This is a genomic window from Pseudomonas sp. RtIB026 (assembly GCF_016861355.2).
GTDB lineage: Bacteria > Pseudomonadota > Gammaproteobacteria > Pseudomonadales > Pseudomonadaceae > Aquipseudomonas > Aquipseudomonas peradeniyensis.
The window spans coordinates 2,609,334-2,626,149 of the sequence record NZ_AP023348.2; the positions used below are offsets into that span (position 1 = coordinate 2,609,334).

Annotated in this window: 14 protein-coding genes and 2 pseudogenes; 7 read left to right on the top strand and 9 right to left on the bottom strand. The window is 58.3% G+C overall.

Annotated elements, in window-relative coordinates:
• Nucleotides 1–90: 90 nt before the first annotated feature.
• On the bottom strand, nt 91–642 hold the full coding sequence (locus PRtIB026_RS11830) for a phosphonoacetaldehyde phosphonohydrolase-related protein (protein WP_203647443.1): 552 nt from the start codon (nt 640–642) through the stop codon (nt 91–93).
• A gap of 188 nt (nt 643–830) precedes the next feature.
• On the opposite strand from PRtIB026_RS11830, the gene PRtIB026_RS11835 reads away from it, so the two are divergent.
• Nucleotides 831–1,538 carry a VacJ family lipoprotein gene (locus tag PRtIB026_RS11835; RefSeq protein WP_203647442.1) on the top strand — a complete coding sequence of 236 codons (708 nt, stop codon included), beginning with the start codon at nt 831–833 and terminating at the stop codon, nt 1,536–1,538.
• 51 nt (nt 1,539–1,589) lie between these two features.
• On the opposite strand, the gene PRtIB026_RS11840 is transcribed toward PRtIB026_RS11835, so the two are convergent.
• Nucleotides 1,590–1,889: a PilZ domain-containing protein gene (locus PRtIB026_RS11840; protein WP_050704859.1), complete on the bottom strand. Its 300-nt coding sequence runs from the start codon at nt 1,887–1,889 to the stop codon at nt 1,590–1,592.
• Nucleotides 1,890–2,158: 269 nt separating this feature from the next.
• On the opposite strand from PRtIB026_RS11840, the gene rssB reads away from it, so the two are divergent.
• Together rssB and rssC are read left to right on the top strand one after the other, a co-directional pair.
• Entirely contained in the window at nt 2,159–3,343 is a 1,185-nt protein-coding gene (rssB, locus tag PRtIB026_RS11845) for a two-component system response regulator RssB (protein WP_203647441.1), read from the top strand.
• Nucleotides 3,340–3,822, top strand: a complete 483-nt coding sequence (rssC, locus tag PRtIB026_RS11850) for an anti-sigma factor antagonist RssC (RefSeq protein ID WP_023631332.1) — start codon at nt 3,340–3,342, stop codon at nt 3,820–3,822. Before rssB ends, rssC begins: the two co-directional genes overlap by 4 nt.
• Nucleotides 3,823–3,918: 96 nt before the next feature.
• Here the strand turns inward: rssC and PRtIB026_RS11855 are convergent, their stop codons facing one another.
• The 5 genes from PRtIB026_RS11855 to PRtIB026_RS11875 form a co-directional block, all read right to left on the bottom strand.
• Nucleotides 3,919–5,772, bottom strand: a complete 1,854-nt coding sequence (locus PRtIB026_RS11855; RefSeq protein WP_203647440.1) for an alkaline phosphatase D family protein — start codon at nt 5,770–5,772, stop codon at nt 3,919–3,921.
• A gap of 216 nt (nt 5,773–5,988) precedes the next feature.
• Nucleotides 5,989–6,909 (bottom strand): transaldolase, encoded by a 921-nt coding sequence (gene tal, locus PRtIB026_RS11860; RefSeq protein WP_203647439.1) that lies wholly within the window; start codon nt 6,907–6,909, stop codon nt 5,989–5,991.
• Between the two features lie 214 nt (nt 6,910–7,123).
• Complete coding sequence (gene dusA, locus PRtIB026_RS11865) at nt 7,124–8,131, bottom strand: tRNA dihydrouridine(20/20a) synthase DusA (protein WP_203647438.1); 1,008 nt, start codon at nt 8,129–8,131, stop codon at nt 7,124–7,126.
• Between the two features lie 298 nt (nt 8,132–8,429).
• Nucleotides 8,430–8,699 (bottom strand): DUF3077 domain-containing protein, encoded by a 270-nt coding sequence (locus tag PRtIB026_RS11870; protein ID WP_203647437.1) that lies wholly within the window; start codon nt 8,697–8,699, stop codon nt 8,430–8,432.
• A 138-nt stretch (nt 8,700–8,837) separates the two neighbouring features.
• On the bottom strand, nt 8,838–9,083 hold the full coding sequence (locus PRtIB026_RS11875) for a hypothetical protein (RefSeq protein WP_203647436.1): 246 nt from the start codon (nt 9,081–9,083) through the stop codon (nt 8,838–8,840).
• A gap of 423 nt (nt 9,084–9,506) precedes the next feature.
• Between PRtIB026_RS11875 and PRtIB026_RS11880 the strand changes: the two are divergent.
• Nucleotides 9,507–9,758, top strand: a pseudogene (locus tag PRtIB026_RS11880) (DNA adenine methylase); the annotation flags it as partial.
• Between the two features lie 543 nt (nt 9,759–10,301).
• Here the strand turns inward: PRtIB026_RS11880 and PRtIB026_RS11885 are convergent.
• Entirely contained in the window at nt 10,302–11,294 is a 993-nt protein-coding gene (locus PRtIB026_RS11885) for an AraC family transcriptional regulator (protein ID WP_324256564.1), read from the bottom strand.
• Between the two features lie 370 nt (nt 11,295–11,664).
• Here PRtIB026_RS11885 and PRtIB026_RS11890 point away from each other — a divergent pair, with 370 nt between their 5' ends.
• Both PRtIB026_RS11890 and PRtIB026_RS11895 read left to right on the top strand, forming a co-directional pair.
• Nucleotides 11,665–13,299, top strand: a complete 1,635-nt coding sequence (locus PRtIB026_RS11890; RefSeq protein WP_203647435.1) for a hypothetical protein — start codon at nt 11,665–11,667, stop codon at nt 13,297–13,299.
• Nucleotides 13,300–14,593: 1,294 nt separating this feature from the next.
• Entirely contained in the window at nt 14,594–15,325 is a 732-nt protein-coding gene (locus tag PRtIB026_RS11895; RefSeq protein WP_203647434.1) for a hypothetical protein, read from the top strand.
• A 173-nt stretch (nt 15,326–15,498) separates the two neighbouring features.
• Here the strand turns inward: PRtIB026_RS11895 and PRtIB026_RS11900 are convergent.
• Nucleotides 15,499–15,703 (bottom strand): annotated as a pseudogene (locus PRtIB026_RS11900) (hypothetical protein).
• A 272-nt stretch (nt 15,704–15,975) separates the two neighbouring features.
• On the opposite strand from PRtIB026_RS11900, the gene PRtIB026_RS11905 reads away from it, so the two are divergent.
• On the top strand, nt 15,976–16,791 hold the full coding sequence (locus PRtIB026_RS11905; RefSeq protein WP_203647433.1) for an aminoglycoside phosphotransferase family protein: 816 nt from the start codon (nt 15,976–15,978) through the stop codon (nt 16,789–16,791).
• Nucleotides 16,792–16,816: the final 25 nt, after the last annotated feature.

The window sequence follows — 16,816 nt, forward strand, 5'->3', positions numbered from 1 at the left end:
GGACCTCGGCGAAGCGGCAAAGGTTCTGGCCTGCCTTCTAGCGTAATCCACCTGCCGCTGCTTTGCATGACCCGCATCAACGGGGATGTATCAGGGTTTCTCGCCCTTGTGCCGGCGCTGGGCGATGTCCGCCAGGCACGTGTCGAGGGATTCCAGGTGATCGATCACCGAGTGCACGCCCAGGCCGAACAGCGCCAGGGTCGCCTTGCCACGGGTGCGCTCCTGTTCCTGCCGGGTCATGGCCTGCCATTGGCTGGAGCCGAGGTCGCAGGCCGCCAGGCCCACCGTCCACAGGCCGGCGTTGAGCCCGGCCTGCAGCAGCCGCGGCTCGCCGCTGACCAGCACGCAGCCGTCCAGGCGCTGGCTGTCGAGGCTCATCAGCGCCTGCCAGCAGGCGTTGGGCGCTGGCCATTTGCAGCCGTTGACCAAGTGGCCTGGTAGCCAGTCGGGCAGCACGCTGCTCAGGCGCTTGCCCTGGGCGACGCTGAGTTCGTCGAGCCAGATGCACGGCACGGCCTGTGAGCGCAGATGGTGAAGGGAGTCCAGGGCACCGGGGGCGGGCAGGGTGCCGCCGTCGGTTGCCTGGACCAGACAGCCGCGCAGTCCGAACAGCACGGCGGTGAAGGCGGGTGCGTCTTGCATGGCAACGTCCCTAAATACCCCGCAAGCTACCCGGCGATTGTGACCAAGGGATGACGACTACAGTTGTTCACAAAATCTTGACAGAGATATGTAAAACTACCGCTCAGCCAGCAAGCCAGTATACTTGCGCCCTATCGGGCAGCGCGCCAAAGGCCGTTGCCGCCGTGAAATCCGATGGAGAAACATCTATGCGTAGGATCGGTGCCGGAGTGATCGAGCGAGTCACCCAGGCCTGTGTCTGCGCCAGCTTGCTGCTGGCGCCCGTGGCAGCCACCCAGGCGGCCACCGAGGAGGACCCGTGGGAGTCGGTCAACCGACCGATCTTCAGGTTCAACGATGTCCTCGACACCTATGCCCTCAAGCCGCTGGCCCAGGGTTACCAGTTCGTCACCCCGCAGTTCCTCGAGGATGGCATCCATAACGTCTTCCGCAATCTGGGCGACGTTACCAACCTGGCCAACAATGTGCTGCAGCTCAAGCCCCATGCGGCGGGTGTCGACACGGCGCGGCTGATCGTCAACACCACCTTCGGCCTGGGCGGTTTCTTCGACGTCGGCACCAAGATGGGCCTGCAGCGCAACGACGAGGACTTCGGCCAGACCCTCGGCTACTGGGGCGTGCCCAGCGGGCCGTACGTGGTCATCCCGTTCCTTGGCCCGAGCACCGTGCGTGACGGCCTGGCCAAGTACCCGGACACCTACACCGAACCCTACCGCTACATCGACCATGTGCCGACCCGCAACTCGCTCATGGCAGTGGACGTGATCGACACCCGCGCCAGCCTGCTGTCGGCGGAGAAGCTGATCCAGGGCGACAAGTACATCTTCCTGCGCAACGCCTACCTGCAGAACCGCGAGTTCAAGGTCAAGGACGGCCAGGTCGAAGACGACTTCTGATCGATCGGCTCACGCAAAAGGCGACCTTCGGGTCGCCTTTTTCGTAACAGTTCAATGCATGGCCAGGATGCGCAGGCCGAACTTCTGCGCGCCGCCGGGCTGGTCGGCGATCCACACCACCTCGGTGCTGGCATGCAGGCCGGCGAGGGCGGCATGGTCGGAGTCGATGCGCACCTCGAGCTGGTCGCCCACCTTGAACCGCTGCGGTGCCTGGACCTGCATGCCACTGCTGGAGAGGTCGATGCACACGGCGCTGATCACCTGGCCGGCGTGCAGCAGGCTGACCTCGGTTTCAATGCGCATGCGTATGAAATCGCGTTTTTCGCTGTAATCCACGGGAGGCTGGGACATGCTTGCATCCTTTCGTCAGGTTGCGCCGATGTGCTTTCTTATAACGCCGGGTGATTTGCCCTGTAAAGTGCGCGGAAGTCTTCCTTGCCATGCTTGAAACGCCAGGCGGATGGGAGTACCGTCAGCGCCTTACAGGGCACCTCGCTATTTGCCGGACCAGTCTTCTTGTCCTACAACTCAAATAGAGAGTGGCTAGAGAGCATTCCAGTAGCCGTCTGTCGGTCCTTCACAGCCGCTACGCCAACCCAAATCTGGCGCCGTTCGCCCACATGCAGAAACCCAGTGCAACGCTGCTGATCATCGATGACGACGAGGTGGTCCGTGCCAGTCTCGCCGCCTATCTGGAAGACAGCGGCTTCAGCGTCCTCCAGGCCGGCAACGGCCAGCAGGGCCTCCAGGTCTTCGAAGCACACCAGCCCGACCTCGTGATCTGCGATCTGCGCATGCCGCAGATGGGCGGCCTCGAACTGATCCGCCGGATCAGCGAGCGCGCGCCGCAGTTGCCGGTGATCGTGGTGTCCGGTGCCGGCGTCATGAGCGATGCGGTCGAAGCCCTGCGTCTGGGCGCGGCGGACTACCTGATCAAGCCCCTGGAAGACCTGGCCGTGCTCGAGCACTCGGTGCGCCGCGCGCTCGATCGCTCGCGCCTGGTGCTGGAAAACCAGCGCTACCGGGACAAGCTCGAAGCGGCCAACCGCGAGCTGGAGGCCAGCCTGCACCTGCTGCAGGAGGACCAGACCGCCGGTCGCCAGGTGCAGATGAACATGCTCCCGGAAAACCCCTGGGTGGCCGGCGAGTTCGCCTTTGAGCACCAGATCATCCCGTCGCTGTACCTGTCGGGCGATTTCGCCGACTACTTCCGCGTGGATGACCGGCGCATCGCCTTCTACCTGGCGGACGTCTCCGGCCACGGTGCCTCGTCGGCGTTCGTCACGGTGCTGCTCAAGTTCATGACCACGCGCCTGCTGTTCGAATTCAAGCGTGGCGGCAAGATGCGCGAGTTCAAGCCTTCACAGGTACTCAGCCACATCAACCGCGGGCTGATCAACTGCAAGCTGGGCAAGCATGTGACCATGGTCGGTGGCGTCATCGACGAGGACACCGGCCTGCTCACCTACAGCGTCGGCGGCCACTTGCCGCTGCCGGTGCTGTACACCCCGGGCCAGGCCCGCTACCTGGAGGGCCGCGGCCTGCCGGTGGGGTTGTTCGACGAGGCCAGTTACCAGGACCAGGTGCTGGAGCTGCCACCGCAGTTCAGCCTCACCCTGATGTCCGATGGCATTCTGGACCTTTTGCCCGGGGACACACTCAAAGATAAGGAAGCGGCCTTGCCGGAAATCGTCAAGGCGGCGGGTGGTAGCCTGGAGGGGCTGCGCCAACGATTCGAATTGGCTACGCTTGGGGAGATGCCGGATGATATCGCCCTATTGGTGTTGAGCAGGAACCTTGAATGAGTACTGGTAGAATCCAGTTCGCCGAACAAAGCGGGACCTTCGTTCTGAAATTTGTCGGTGAAGTGCGCCTGACCCTGTGTTCGGCGCTGGATGCGACGATCGAGAAGATCTTCACCGCGCTGAACTTCTCGGCCATCGTCATCGACCTGACCGAAACCGAGAGCATCGACAGCACCACCCTCGGCCTGCTGGCCAAGCTGTCGATCCTGTCCCGGCAGAAAGTCGGCCTGCTGCCGACCGTGGTCACCACCAACCCGGACATTTCCCGCCTGCTGCAGTCCATGGGCTTCGACCAGGTGTTCAACATCGTCGACCGCCCGGTGCCGTGCCCGGAGTGCCTGACCGACCTGCCGTCCCAGGACCAGGACGAGAGCGTGGTGCGTTCCAAGGTGCTGGAGGCGCACAAGATCCTCATGGGCTTGAATGACTCCAACCGTGAAGCGTTCCATGACCTGGTGAGCGCGCTCGAGCGGTCCTGATCCTGCGCTGGACCTGCCGACGCCATCGCGGGGCAAGCCCGCTCCCACAGGAAACAATGGTGTTCATTGTAGGAGCGGGCTTGCCCCGCGATGGCGTCAGTCCTGGAGGAACGCCGTAGCCGGCGAACCATCCGCATTCAACTGATAAACCCGCTCCGGCCGCCCCTGGCCATCGAAGAACACCTGCCCCAACCCCGCGCTGTTCCACAACCGCTCCCCGGCCTTGCTACGGCTGGGCGTGCGCGGCACCACCTCCATTTCCCGGCGCTTGGTAAACCAGTTGAGCGGCGAGCGCGGCGAGTACAGCCAGCGGTTGAGCCGGTCGAGCACATCCAGCAGGCGCCGGGGAAACTCGTTCTTGATCCCGCTGCTGGTCACCTGCCACAGGTGCGGGCTGCGCTGGCGGTGGCGGATCAGCACTTCGTAGACGAACGAGTAATGCACGTCGCCCGACAGCACCACGTAGTGCCCCGGCGTGCGTGAATGGCGGAAGATGTTGAGGATCACCTGCGCCGCGCCGCGATGGGCCATCCAGTTCTCCGCATCCACCAGCAGCGGGTAGCCCAGGGCGCTGAACACCCGCTGCACGGTCTCGATCAGCTTGACCCCGAAGATCGGCGCTGGCGAGACGATAATCGCCGAAGGATGGTCGAGCAGCGCCTGCTGCAGTTCGCTCAGCGCCTCCCAATCGAGCAGGCCGGAAGGCTTGCCCAGGCTGCTTTCGCTGCGCCAGCGGCGGGTGCGGGTGTCCAGCACCAGCAGCGGTGGATCGCTGGGCAGCGCGTACTGCCAGCCCTGGAAGCGCAGCAGCTCGCCGATCAGCTCGTCCCGGGCCTCGTTCAGTTGCCGGCATTGCCCGACCAGCGCCGCGCAACCGTCCGGGTCGTTGCCCCAGCCCTGGCACAGCAGATAGCCGAGCAGGGCGTTGCCGATGATGCGCCGCGAGAACGGGTGGCCGTAGGCGGTCTGTTCCCATTGCGCCGACAGGTTCCAGTCGTCGGTGATGTCGTGGTCGTCGAAGATCATCAGGCAGGGCAGGTGGGCCAGCACCCGCGCTACCTGGCCGAGGCCGTCGCGGAAGGCCTCGATCAGGGGCAGCTCCTGGAGGTAGCGGGCCTGGCGCTGGTCGGTGAGCCCCTCTGGCATGTCCATCCGCACCAGGGCCCACGGCAGCGGCGACCAGACCAGCAGGTACATGGCCATGACCTCGGCGAAGGTCACCAGGTGGTTGTCGGCGTTGCTGGACGAAAAGATCGGCTTGCGCTTGCCGCCGAAGAAGCGTTCGCGCAGGGTCTCGTTGCCTTCCTGGGCTGGCAGCAGGTCGGCGCGGTGGTAGTAGCAGGCCGGGTGGCGATAGAGCGCGGCGCCGCTGTCGACCAGGGCGCCATCGAGCGCCTCGTCGAACAGACCCAGGTGTTCGATCAGTTCGTGGATGGCGCGCAGCATGGGGCCGGCGACATCGTCGGCATAGACCTGATCGCCGCTCATCAGCAGCACGGCGGGGCGCTCTTCAGGGCGCGGACCGGCGGCAAGCAGGCGGTCGGCGCACAGCAGACCGTCGGCGGCCGGGTGATGGGGCTTGCGGCAGGAGCCGTGGAGCAACTGGTCGAGGCGCTCGCGCAGCACGAAGCTCGGGCGGCTGGCGCCGGGGTAGAGCAGGTGCGGGGCCCAGTCGGCGATGACCTGGCCGTTGGCCAGGCGCAGGTCGTAGTCGAGCGCCACGTTGCTGGGCAGCGGGTGGTCGAAGTGGATGTCCAGCAGGTGGATGAAGGCGTGCGTACCGACCGCGATCACCTCGCAGCGCGTAGTGGCGCTGATGCCGGCCTGGTCGAGGAGGAGTTCGGGTTGCAGCGGTTGCGAGCCGACCAGCCAGATGGCCAGGCGTTGCGGTTCCAGGCGGCGCAGGATGGGGCCGGCGAGGACGAGGGGGAGCGACGGGGTAGGTGTCATCTATCTTGAGCAAAACATGAGAAGTGGGTCTGGCCCAGGCCCTGTGGGAGCGGGTTTACCCGCGAAGAAGGCACTGCGGTGGCTGGCACCGGCTGCGCCGGTGTTCGCGGGTAAACCCGCTCCCACAGGGTGCGTGTTATGGTCTGGTACGAAAACGGGCGGGAAATGCTCTGCATTAACCGCCCGTCGATCAAGCCGAAGATGTATCAGCCTTTGTCAGCCAGCCATCAGCGCTTCCAGCTTTTCCTGGTCGCGGGCGAACTGGCGGATGCCTTCGGCCAGCTTCTCGGTGGCCATGGCGTCTTCGTTCATCGCCCAGCGGAACTGGCTTTCGTTCAACTGTTGCTTGGCTTCGCCGGCATTGCCCGGCTTGAGCAGGCGTGGCAGCTCGCCCTGGTCGTCCGACAGTTGCTGCAGCAGCTCGGGGCTGATGGTCAGGCGGTCGCAGCCGGCCAGTTGCTCGATCTGGCCGATGTTGCGGAAGCTCGCGCCCATGACCACGGTGTTGTAGCCGTTGGTCTTGTAGTAGTCGTAGATGCGGGTGACCGACTGCACGCCCGGATCCTCGGCGCCGATATATTCCTTGCCGGTGCTCTTCTTGTACCAGTCGTAGATGCGCCCCACGAACGGCGAGATCAGGAACACCCCGGCATCGGCGCAGGCCTGGGCCTGGGCGAAGGAGAACAGCAGGGTGAGGTTGGTCTGGATGCCTTCCTTTTCCAGCTTCTCGGCGGCGCGGATGCCTTCCCAGGTGGAGGCCAGCTTGATCAGCACGCGGTCTTTCGGCACACCGGCCGCTTCGTACAGCTCGATCAGCTGACGGGCCTTTTTCAGCAGCGCCGGCTCGTCGAACGACAGTCGCGCGTCCACCTCGGTGGAGATGCGCCCCGGAATGACCTTGAGAATGCCCGAGCCCACCGACACGGCGAACTTGTCGCAGGCCAGGTCGACATTGCCCTTGGCATCGGCCTTGACCTGCTTGAGCAGGTCGGCGTAACCCGGGATGGCGGCGGCCTTGAGCAGCAGCGAAGGGTTGGTGGTGGCGTCGACCGGCTTGAGGCGGGTGATGGCGTCCAGGTCGCCGGTGTCGGCGACGACGGTGGTGAACTGCTTGAGTTGTTCCAGCTTGGAGGTCATGGGCGTGCTCTGTCCTGTGCAATGACTCGACATTACCCGAGCCCCGACAGCCACTCAAGGCCCGTCGCAGGCGTATCGGGAAACCCTTCGAAGCAGCGCGCTCCCCTGTGTAGGAGCGGGCTTGCCCCGCGAAGGGCTGCAAAGCAGCCCCGGCCAACGCCAGGGCCGCGGTAAAAGGCTAACCCTTCGAGTGCCAACCCCGCCCCAGGTTCCCTCAACGCCCCTGCAACAGCTCGGCGGCCTGGTCCAGCACCTTCAGCGGTTCGCTGGTCTTGTGAATGTCCGCCGACAGCAACTGCCGGAAGCGCCGCGCCCCCGGGAAGCCCTGGCCGAGCCCGAGGATATGCCGGGTGATGTGATGCATCGCGCCGCCGCTTTGCATATGCGCGACGATGTACGGACGCAGCTTTTCCATCGCCTCGGCCCGGCTGACCACCGGCGCCGCGCTGCCGAACAACTGCTGGTCGACCTCGGCCAGCAGGTACGGGTTGTGGTACGCCTCGCGTCCCAGCATCACGCCGTCGAAGGTCTGCAGGTGGGTGCGGCACTCGTCGAGGGTCTTGATACCGCCGTTGAGCACCAGCTCCAGGTCCGGGAAGTCGGCCTTCAGCTGCGCCGCCACGTCGTAGCGCAGCGGCGGGATCTCGCGGTTCTCCTTGGGCGACAGGCCTTCGAGGATGGCGATGCGCGCATGCACGGTGAAGCTGCGGCACCCGGCGTCGCGCACCTGGCCGACGAAGTCGCACAGCTCGGCGTAGCTGTCGCGGCCGTTGATGCCGATGCGGTGCTTGACCGTGACCGGAATGCCGACCGCGTCCTGCATGGCTTTGACGCAATCGGCCACCAGCGCTGGATGGCCCATCAGGCAGGCGCCGATCATGTTGTTCTGCACCCGGTCGCTGGGGCAGCCGACGTTGAGGTTGACCTCGTCGTAGCCGGCGTCCTCGGCCAGGCGGGCGCAGGCGGCCAGGTCCGCCGGCACGCTGCCGCCCAGCTGCAGGGCCAGCGGGTGCTCGGATTGGTCATGGCGCAGGAAGCGCTGGGCATCGTTGTGCAGCAGGGCGCCGGTGGTGACCATTTCGGTGTAGAGCAGGGCGTGCTGGGAGAGCAGGCGCAGAAAGAATCTACAGTGTCTATCTGTCCAGTCCATCATGGGCGCTACGGAGAAGCGGCGGGATGGCTCGGGGCGCAGGGTGGCGGGTGTGGCGGCTTGAGATTGCATAAGTCTGGGACACGAACTCAGCGAAGCCAGGCGGCGGGGTGCGCTGGCTGGCGATGGAAAGAGTGAATGGCTGCCAGTTTACCAAGCATGGCGGGATTCGTCCGGTTTGATCGGCGATCAGGTGCTGGCCGGTTCGAAGGTGGACAGCGTTGCAAGCATCATCCGTGTGAGAGCGGGCTTGCTCCTACAGGTGGCCGCGCCCCTTGTAGGAGCGGCCTTGTGCCGCGAAAGGGTCGCAAAGCGACCCCGGCAGTTCCAAGCCGAACGCCAATGCTCAACACCTTAAACGGGCTGACCTTCAGTGGCTCATCCCCAACTCCGCATCATCCATCAGCGCCTTGGCCAATGCGCTCAGATAATACGCTGCCCAAAGCATCTGCGGCTTCTCCTCCATGATCCCGCTGATGGTCAGGTCGCGAACGCAACCCATCAGTTCCGAGGCCTGATCCCGAGCATGCTGGCAAGGGATCCCAGGTTCGATGCAGAACAGCGGGTCGGTCTGGCCTTCGCCCTGGTAGAACTTGGTCTTGCCCACGGTGGTATGGGGCGTGGTGGTGTCTGTGGTCATCATTGAATCTCCCTGAAGTGTTCCGCTGCTTGGTCTGACGCTATCGCGGAGCAAGCCCGCTCCCACGTCGGCACGCAATGGCGTGGGAGCGGGCTTGCCCCGCGATGACGTCAACTCAGGCGCCACATGCCTTGTGATCTAGTGCAACGGACGCGGCTGCGCCTTCGGCATCTGTACCTGGATCAATGCCGATTCGAGCAGTACGCGCAGTGCCTCCATTTCATGCATGGAAGCCAGCATCAGAATCGCGGCGGGTGACTTGGGCTGCAGCAACACGGCTTGATGCGCCACGCTTTGCGCGCACAGGGCGTACTCGGTGGCCTGGATGAGGGTGTCTTCGAGGGAGTAATGGTTGTGGGGTGGATCGGGGACGATCTTTAACATGGTGATTTACCGTTGACGGTGCCACCACCAGCCTGCTGTCAAACAGAAGGGTGGCAGCTGTACGTGGGTTGACAGACCGGCGGAAAATCACGCAAAAGTTCCGGCGCACGCAAGCGTGCCCACACGTACAGCCACCATTAAGCGGAGACTGCCTGCGTGATTCTACCGTCACAGCCTGTCAAAGCTGTGTCGTTGATATTCAACGACAGCCCGAGACTAGAGCTCTGCCCAAGAGGTCGCAACGGAAAAAACGCGGCAGAAGTATGTTTGGGAAATGGACTACAAGGAAGGGGCAAAATCTGATTGTTGGCGGCTTCAATCGACTATTTTCAGGCTGGTTCGTTCTGCAGCTGAGCTTGATTTCTGGGGCAGGCACCTGCTGGTTGGGCGGTGATACATCTATGCGTGCAGGTTGAAACGCATACCACCGGCTACGGCGTCGACTTCCCGTTCGAGGAGTACGGGCGCATGGCCGACTTCATGCGGCGCTGCAAGGGCAGGGTGATGGTCAGCATCAACGATCATCCGGACATCCGGCGAGCCTTCTATGGCTTCCACTTCGAGTGCCTGGATATTCGCTATAGCAACACCAACCAGAGGCAGGGTACGGCCGAGGTGACTGGCGAGCTGGTGATCATGAATTGGCAGCCTTCAGTACTGGAGCAACTTTTCTAGTTGTAGTAGGTGAATCCAACACCTATTTCCCGTGGGTCAATATGAAAACGCGAGATATGCCTTGGCTCTGTACGAAATGTATCTGCACTCGCCCATACTGCGTTGAAACGGGGCTCGGAATGCTCATGTACTCCAGTACACTCCGCTTCCTCCCCCCGTTTCGCCTTGTCTGGCCTTCGCGCAGACACATTTCGTACAGACCCTAGGGAGGGCACTTCTGACGCAACACGCGCATTGCGCAGTACTCATGACCTTTACCGTTACACACCGACAATCGCACAGATTCAAATGTTGACGCTTCTAGGTGGTGTCGGGATTGGGGCGACAGGCAATCACTACCGGAATGAGAAGATGGAGGGTGAGTGCTGGGATTTTTCCCGACTGACGCACCAGAAACCGCAACGGCGGTAGCCGCAAGGATGTGGGAGACAGATTCATGCGAGATCGCAGCATTGCTGTGATTTGCTGATCTGTTTTGTGGGGATCGGACCTGCGGGAAAGAGGTCTCTACGAAACCCGGGGCGATTCATTGTTATTGCGTTCTCATTGGTCGTGCTCTGACTGTGCCCGCCAGCGTTTGCGAGCATGGACATAGGCGGCCTGGTCGCTATAACCGAGCTGCGCGGCGATCTGCGTGCGACTGCTTCCTTGCAACTCAAGATACTGCTCGAGCTCTGCGCGAACCCGATCTAGAAGTAAGCGGAAGCTCATTCCCTCGTCTTCGAGGCGTCGACGTAAGGTGCGTGAGCTCTGATGGAGCTCTTGTGCCTGGGTCATCAGGGTAGGAGTTTGACCTGAGATGAGGCTTTGGCGAATTCCTTGCGCCACCCTTCCTGCCCACCCACTGAACTGATTCTGCTGTGTCAACCGGCGATCCAGTTCTTGGTGTAACACATCCATCATCCCAGCATGGTGAAACTGCATCGGGATCTTTAGATTTGTCCGACTGAAGTACAGGCGATTGAACTCACAGTTGAATTTGATATTGTCGCCGAGCCAGTCGTGGTACTCAGAGTAATAAACTGGACGCTGATGAGCAAAGCACGCCCGTTGAGGCAAAAAAGCTTTGCCTGTTCCTGCCCGTAATACGCTGAGTGACGTTACACAGTAGTGCTCGACCATGTGCCGGACCAAACCGGCGGGAGCATTAATGTGGAGCTCCACCCTTAAGGAATCTTCTTCCTCGACCAACACCACGTTATCCATGTCCGATCCTAGCTTTGCATAGCGCGCCCAGAAGTGAAGCGCCTCGGCTACGTGAGCACAGTACAAACAGCCATGCGCCAGCACGTGCCAATCCTGACGGCTGAAATGCGAGAACAGATGCAGACCTATCGCTGGATCAAGGGAGGCGGCTTTGCTCCATAACTGATCAAGCGCAACCATGCTGTAGTTGGTGCGGTTCTGCACCGTAGGGCTGTGGATATAGCGCGTCAATACCCGACCGAGTGAGCCTCGGTGAAATTGTTCGGGCCAAGAATTGGCCAGTTCTCGGGTGATTCTGTCTGTTTTGCACATATCTTCTGAATGGCTCATGGGGTCTTATTGGTTGGCGTCGCTTCAATTGGCTTTATTAGAGAGTGTCATGGTTACAAGAATTATAGTCAACCGCCTAATATCGATAATTCTCTTAAGTGACATGTGAGGTTCTTATGCCGCTAGGCTACGAATACGACAGTGAAAAGATCGCACCTTATCGACAGGTGCATAATATGTGGTGCGGTGGAAGAATTGCTTGGGGGTTGCTATGGCTTTTCTGGAGCAGTAATTAAAATGCCGAAGCTATATGAATGAAAAGCTAAGGAGGTACACTGTGATTTAACAAAGTTGCACAGACTGTGAGATTTTCAATTGAGGTAATGGTTGTTATAGGTTTGTCTATTTCGCAAAGTGAGAGGGTTTTGTTATGAATGATGGTTTTGAATTGAATTGTCCTGTAATTCCAGATGGGTTTGATGTTTCAGATGAAGTGAAAATGTTATTGCTGGATGTATCGGCGTCAGTAGCTCATGACGCTGACGCTAAGGGCGTAAAAGGATTTGCTCTTAAGCAACTTGTCAAAGCTATTTGGAGAATTGCCACCCCTAACGACCCAAAGGTAGAACTATATGAATCAATGCTTTGTCGAGCAGTTGGTCGGGTTGAGCAAGAAATAGTTGATTATTTAAAAAATCATCTTACTAATGAGATTGAGGTTTATCGAGTTAAATTTGAGATCATTGATATTTTAATTGAAGAAGGTAACATTGAATCTGCAAGGGGGCATTACATTTCTACGTCAAGTCAAATGGTTGGCATGGAGCAGAAATTTAAATTTACTGATGTCTTGACTAAGGCTTATACCTCTGGCTTTTATTCAGCGTGGGTGCAAATGTCTTCGTCATTCTGGTTGAATACATATTATAATGACATCTTGAAACTTAGTCCTGATTTCATTGAAGGGCAGTACGTGCTTGCAAGAAGTATTCTGCTCGACGCTGCTGAATATATTGAGGGAATTGAAGAGGAAGTTCATACGATTTTTTCAGCATCTGATTGTATCAATGACTTACAAACATTGCGAATGTGGGTTGGTCTAGCTTCGAGGGAGGCTGTTAATATAGCGATTGATGCTTTAAATTTAACTAGTCCAAGCCATGCTATTGAGACTAAAGATATTCCTGTGGCTTATATTCATGAGCCACTTGGGTATAATTGGAAATTAAACGATCTCAATGATAAGGAAAATTATTGCGTAAGTTCTCTTTTGAGGCCGAATAGTCAATTGTCAGAGTGTTTGTGCCCTGTTAAAAATGGGTTTGATGTCGATGTCGGTGCTTTCGCCAAAATTTCATGGGAAGGTATGAAGGATATTGGGAATCCGGCAGTTTATAATATGCTTCGATATACCGGGAAAGTATCTCAAACGGGGTATCCTCCAGAGGCAAATCCAGATAATAAAATTAATGGTGAGTTTGCGCTGGATCAGCGTGACATTATTGGAGTTGACCATATGGCAACTTCCTCGCCAGCAAATAGCATCTTTTTTATTCTTTCAGATGGTACGGTTGTGAGGCCGAACTCACAAAGTACTCTTGTTAAATCATTTCAGCGTGAAGGGTACTATATCGTAGGATTTGAAGGGTACACTGATGGTAGTCAAACTGCTTTGATGAATTTTGCTGTAACATATTTGCGTATTGATGGTCCAACGAAATATCCGTCACACACGCCTTATGTGCCGCCGAAAAATAATAAAGGTATCACTTTTTATTCAGAACCTGATTATCAAGGGGCGCAGTTGCAAGTTGATACGCCAAAATCTGGTGATTATGCAGTTGATAATTTCCCGACGAGAAGCTACAAGACAACTGGTCCAGACAATAGTTCTGATGATGAGTGGGAGTTGTTTTCCGATGATCCAGATAAATTAGTTGAATTTGAAGGGGATAAATCCGTCTCTAATGTTGATATGAAGATTTATAAAGTAAATTATTTTGATTGGAGTGCTCAGGGATCTAATCCTAAAGGAAAGCGGCGTCCTGGGAAAAAGGGTGGTTAATTTCAATGAAGTGCTATTTATAAAGCAATTGGGGGTGTTGAAATTTATAATGCAATGCATAGAAAGTTGCTGGGGTGTAAATCCGATCAGTTATGGATAGGTTAACCGACCCAGTGGTTGTGTAAAAATCCGGAAATGTTCACTCGTTTCCGGATTTTTATGCATTTTTGGACTGGTTATTTATACACTGGGCACGGAAAGAATGGTCAGCACCGTGGTCTGTGGTCTTCAGCCGAGGCATACTCGTCTTGCAGTTGCTTTGGCGGTGGCCTTCATCGATTTTGTGTCCGAGACACGTAGTTGTATCAGACTGTGTTGTAAGCACCCACTTATACTCTGGTTTTGACGGCCCTAATCCGCGTTTGCGCAGGCGTATGAGGAGCAGTCATCGACCGAGATTGGCCGTTTGCATTGATGCTAGGTTCAGGGGAGGGCGTGACTGGTTTGGAATGATAGAGACTCGCGATATGAGACGGTCTGGCGTTCAATAAACTCTGTCGAGAGGCAAGTTTCGAGGGGAGATGGTGCGAAAGTGGTACGGGGTTTATAGGTCGGTGCTGTAGGCCTTGTTTTTACTGATCTGCGAGATTAATAGTTCCAATTCATCATCGGCGCTACGGAGAAGCGGCGGTATGGCTCGGGGCGCAGGGTTGCAGGTGTTGCGGCTTGAGGATGCATAAGTCAGGACGCGAACTCAGCGAAGCCAGGCGGCGGGGGCGCTGGCTGGCGATGGAAAGAGTGAATGGCGGCCAGTACCAAGTGCGGCGGGATTCGTCCGGTTGGATCGGCGAATCAGGTGCTGCCGGTTCGAAGGTGAACAGCGTTACAAGCATCACCCTCGTGGGAGCGGGCTGGCCCCGCAAATGCGCCAGAGCAGACAACCCATGGCGGAAGCATTGGCCCATCGTGCCGATCGGATTGCCCCGGGCGCGCGATTGGCGTTCCCGGGATCTCGTACAGTAGCAATGGCTGGACGATAGTTCGAATAAAGCGATCAACCGCTATCGCATACATTTCTATCGTGAAAGCCAAATGGCCGAATATTTTCAGCGGGCGCTGAAAAGTAAGGGGTATCAGCCAGCTGTAGAAAGTACTATTACAGTTCTTACTTTAGTATGGGTGGTGTTTAAGTGGGCATTGAAAGATGAATAGCTTTTAGCCACTATTCGCTAATTGCCAATGATTCTAAGCACTCCGTAGCATATTTTTTTGTGATGGCTAAGCTCGTAGTCGCGCAACGGATGTTAGGGACGTAAGCGCGTCTATCATGCTGCATCTACTAAAGGATTATCCCATGGAAAGCTTCGCTATCGCAGCCTCACAAATAAACTGGAACGGTGGCCAACGGATTACTTTGACTCCGGGTGATACGGCTACCTGCACGACGTTGCGCCCTGGCCAGATTTACGGGATTTTCATCTATAACTCTGCAGGTAGTGACAACAATGCCACTGTCAATGTGGTATGGAGCAATAGCCAACCCCCTGCAGGCATTACTGTTCCAGGTACCACTGCCAATGCCGGCTTGGCTTCGCTGGGCTTTGTTTCGGGTACCGATACCCAGACCATCTCGGTTTCGCTGCCCAGTAACAGTGGCATCGCACAGGTCGAGCTGTGGCTGGGCAGTACCAGCATGCCGACCAATACCAGCGGGCTGAATAATAACCAGCTGCAGGCGAATGGTGAGCAGTATCCGTTCAACAAATATAACCGCTATTATGCAGTGCCTCCGTCAAAGTGGATGAACCTGACCATCGTTAGCAAAATTACTCAGTTCATCTCGTGCCAGTTCCGGGAGGCTGCTGCTACTGTATTTGTTGTTAATGAAACCTCCAATGGCCTGCTGTCTGGTCAAGTCACCAATATTGGGCCTACTGCTTCGGAAAAAGGAGCTGTCACCATCGTTGCAACTCAGATTCAAAGTGTCAGCAATAACTTGCAAGGCGACGGCACGCAGTGGGTCTGGATGGACGCTGATAGTCAACAAGACTCTACGAGCGCCAGTATTTCTCTGCAATCACTTTAAAAGGGCGGTCAGCTATAATAAAAGAGCCGTGCACTGCGCGGCTCTTTTATTTTGAAATGGTAACTTTTCTGGCGTGCCATCAACGCTTGATTGCATCCATTCGCTGTTGCCAGTTCGCTGCTTTGCTCCAGAGGGCTTACCTGTTGCAAGGTAAGCCCAAGTTCTCTCCCGCTTCAGTGGCTCATGCCCAGTTCCGCATCATCCATCAGCGCCTTGGCCAACGCGCTCAGGTAGTACGCAGCCCATCAGTTCCGAGGCTTGGTCGCGGGCGTGCAGGCAGGGGATACCGGGTTCGATGCAGAACAGCGGGTCGGTCTGGCCTTCGCCCTGGTAGAACTTGGTCTTGCCGACGGTGGTGGGGGTGTCGTCTGTAATCATGATTCTCTCCCTGAGATGGTCGGTGCCTGTGCGGGCCTCTTCGCGGGTAAACCCGCTCCCACAGGTACAGCGCTGGCTCCAAGGCACAGGTGATCCTGTGGGAGCGGGTTTACCCGCGAAAGGGCCCGACCAGGCAACACATGCCTTGCGGTCCATCTGCTGGTACTCGAATAATCGTCGCGTCAGGATAGTCATTTCCGAATGAACGGCATCGATGGATGCTCACCGGCTCACCGAGCCCCGTTCACAAGTGGATCGCGAGTAATGAAACCATGTTTGACCACTACCTGAAACGATGGGGGCTGACCCTCGATGGGGACGCGTTCGTGTCGTTGAACGGCCATCTTCTCCCGGTTCGCCAGGGCGATACACCCGCCATGCTGAAGATCGCGCAATCACCCGAAGAGCAGGCTGGCAACCAGCTCATGGCCTGGTGGGGCGGTGATGGTGCGGCCCCGGTGCTGGTTCACGATGGCGAGGCGTTGTTGATGAAGCGGGCGCAAGGCTCGGCATCCCTGGCGCAGATGGTTGCCGATGGCCGGGATGACGAAGCCACGCGAATCCTCTGTGCAGTGGTCGCCCGCCTTCATACACCACGGTCTCAGCCAATGCCTGCGCTGGTTCCGCTGGAACAATGGTTCGAAGCGCTGTGGAGTGCAGCAGCGACTCACGGCGGGGTGCTGGAGCACAGTGCCAGAGCGGCGCGGGCGCTTTTAGCTGCGCCGCAGGATGTGGTGGTACTGCACGGCGATATCCATCACGGCAATGTGCTGGATTTCGGGCCGGCTGGATGGCTCGCCATCGATCCCAAGGGTTTGTGCGGCGAGCGAGGCTTCGATTACGCCAACATCCTCTGTAACCCCGACGACGCAAGCGCGTTGGCATCGGAGGGCTTTGCACGTCGGATAGCGATCATATCGGCTGCTGCCGGCCTCGATCGTCAGAGGCTTTTGCAATGGGTGCTTGCATGGGCAGGGTTGTCGGCGACCTGGATGATCGAGGACGGTATCGAGCCGGGCAGTAGGCTCGAGATGGCGAAGCTGGCAGCGTCTGCGCTTGAAAGCGACTGGAACGGCCCAAGGTCGTGAAAGGGCCGCGTAGCGGCCCTGGGGA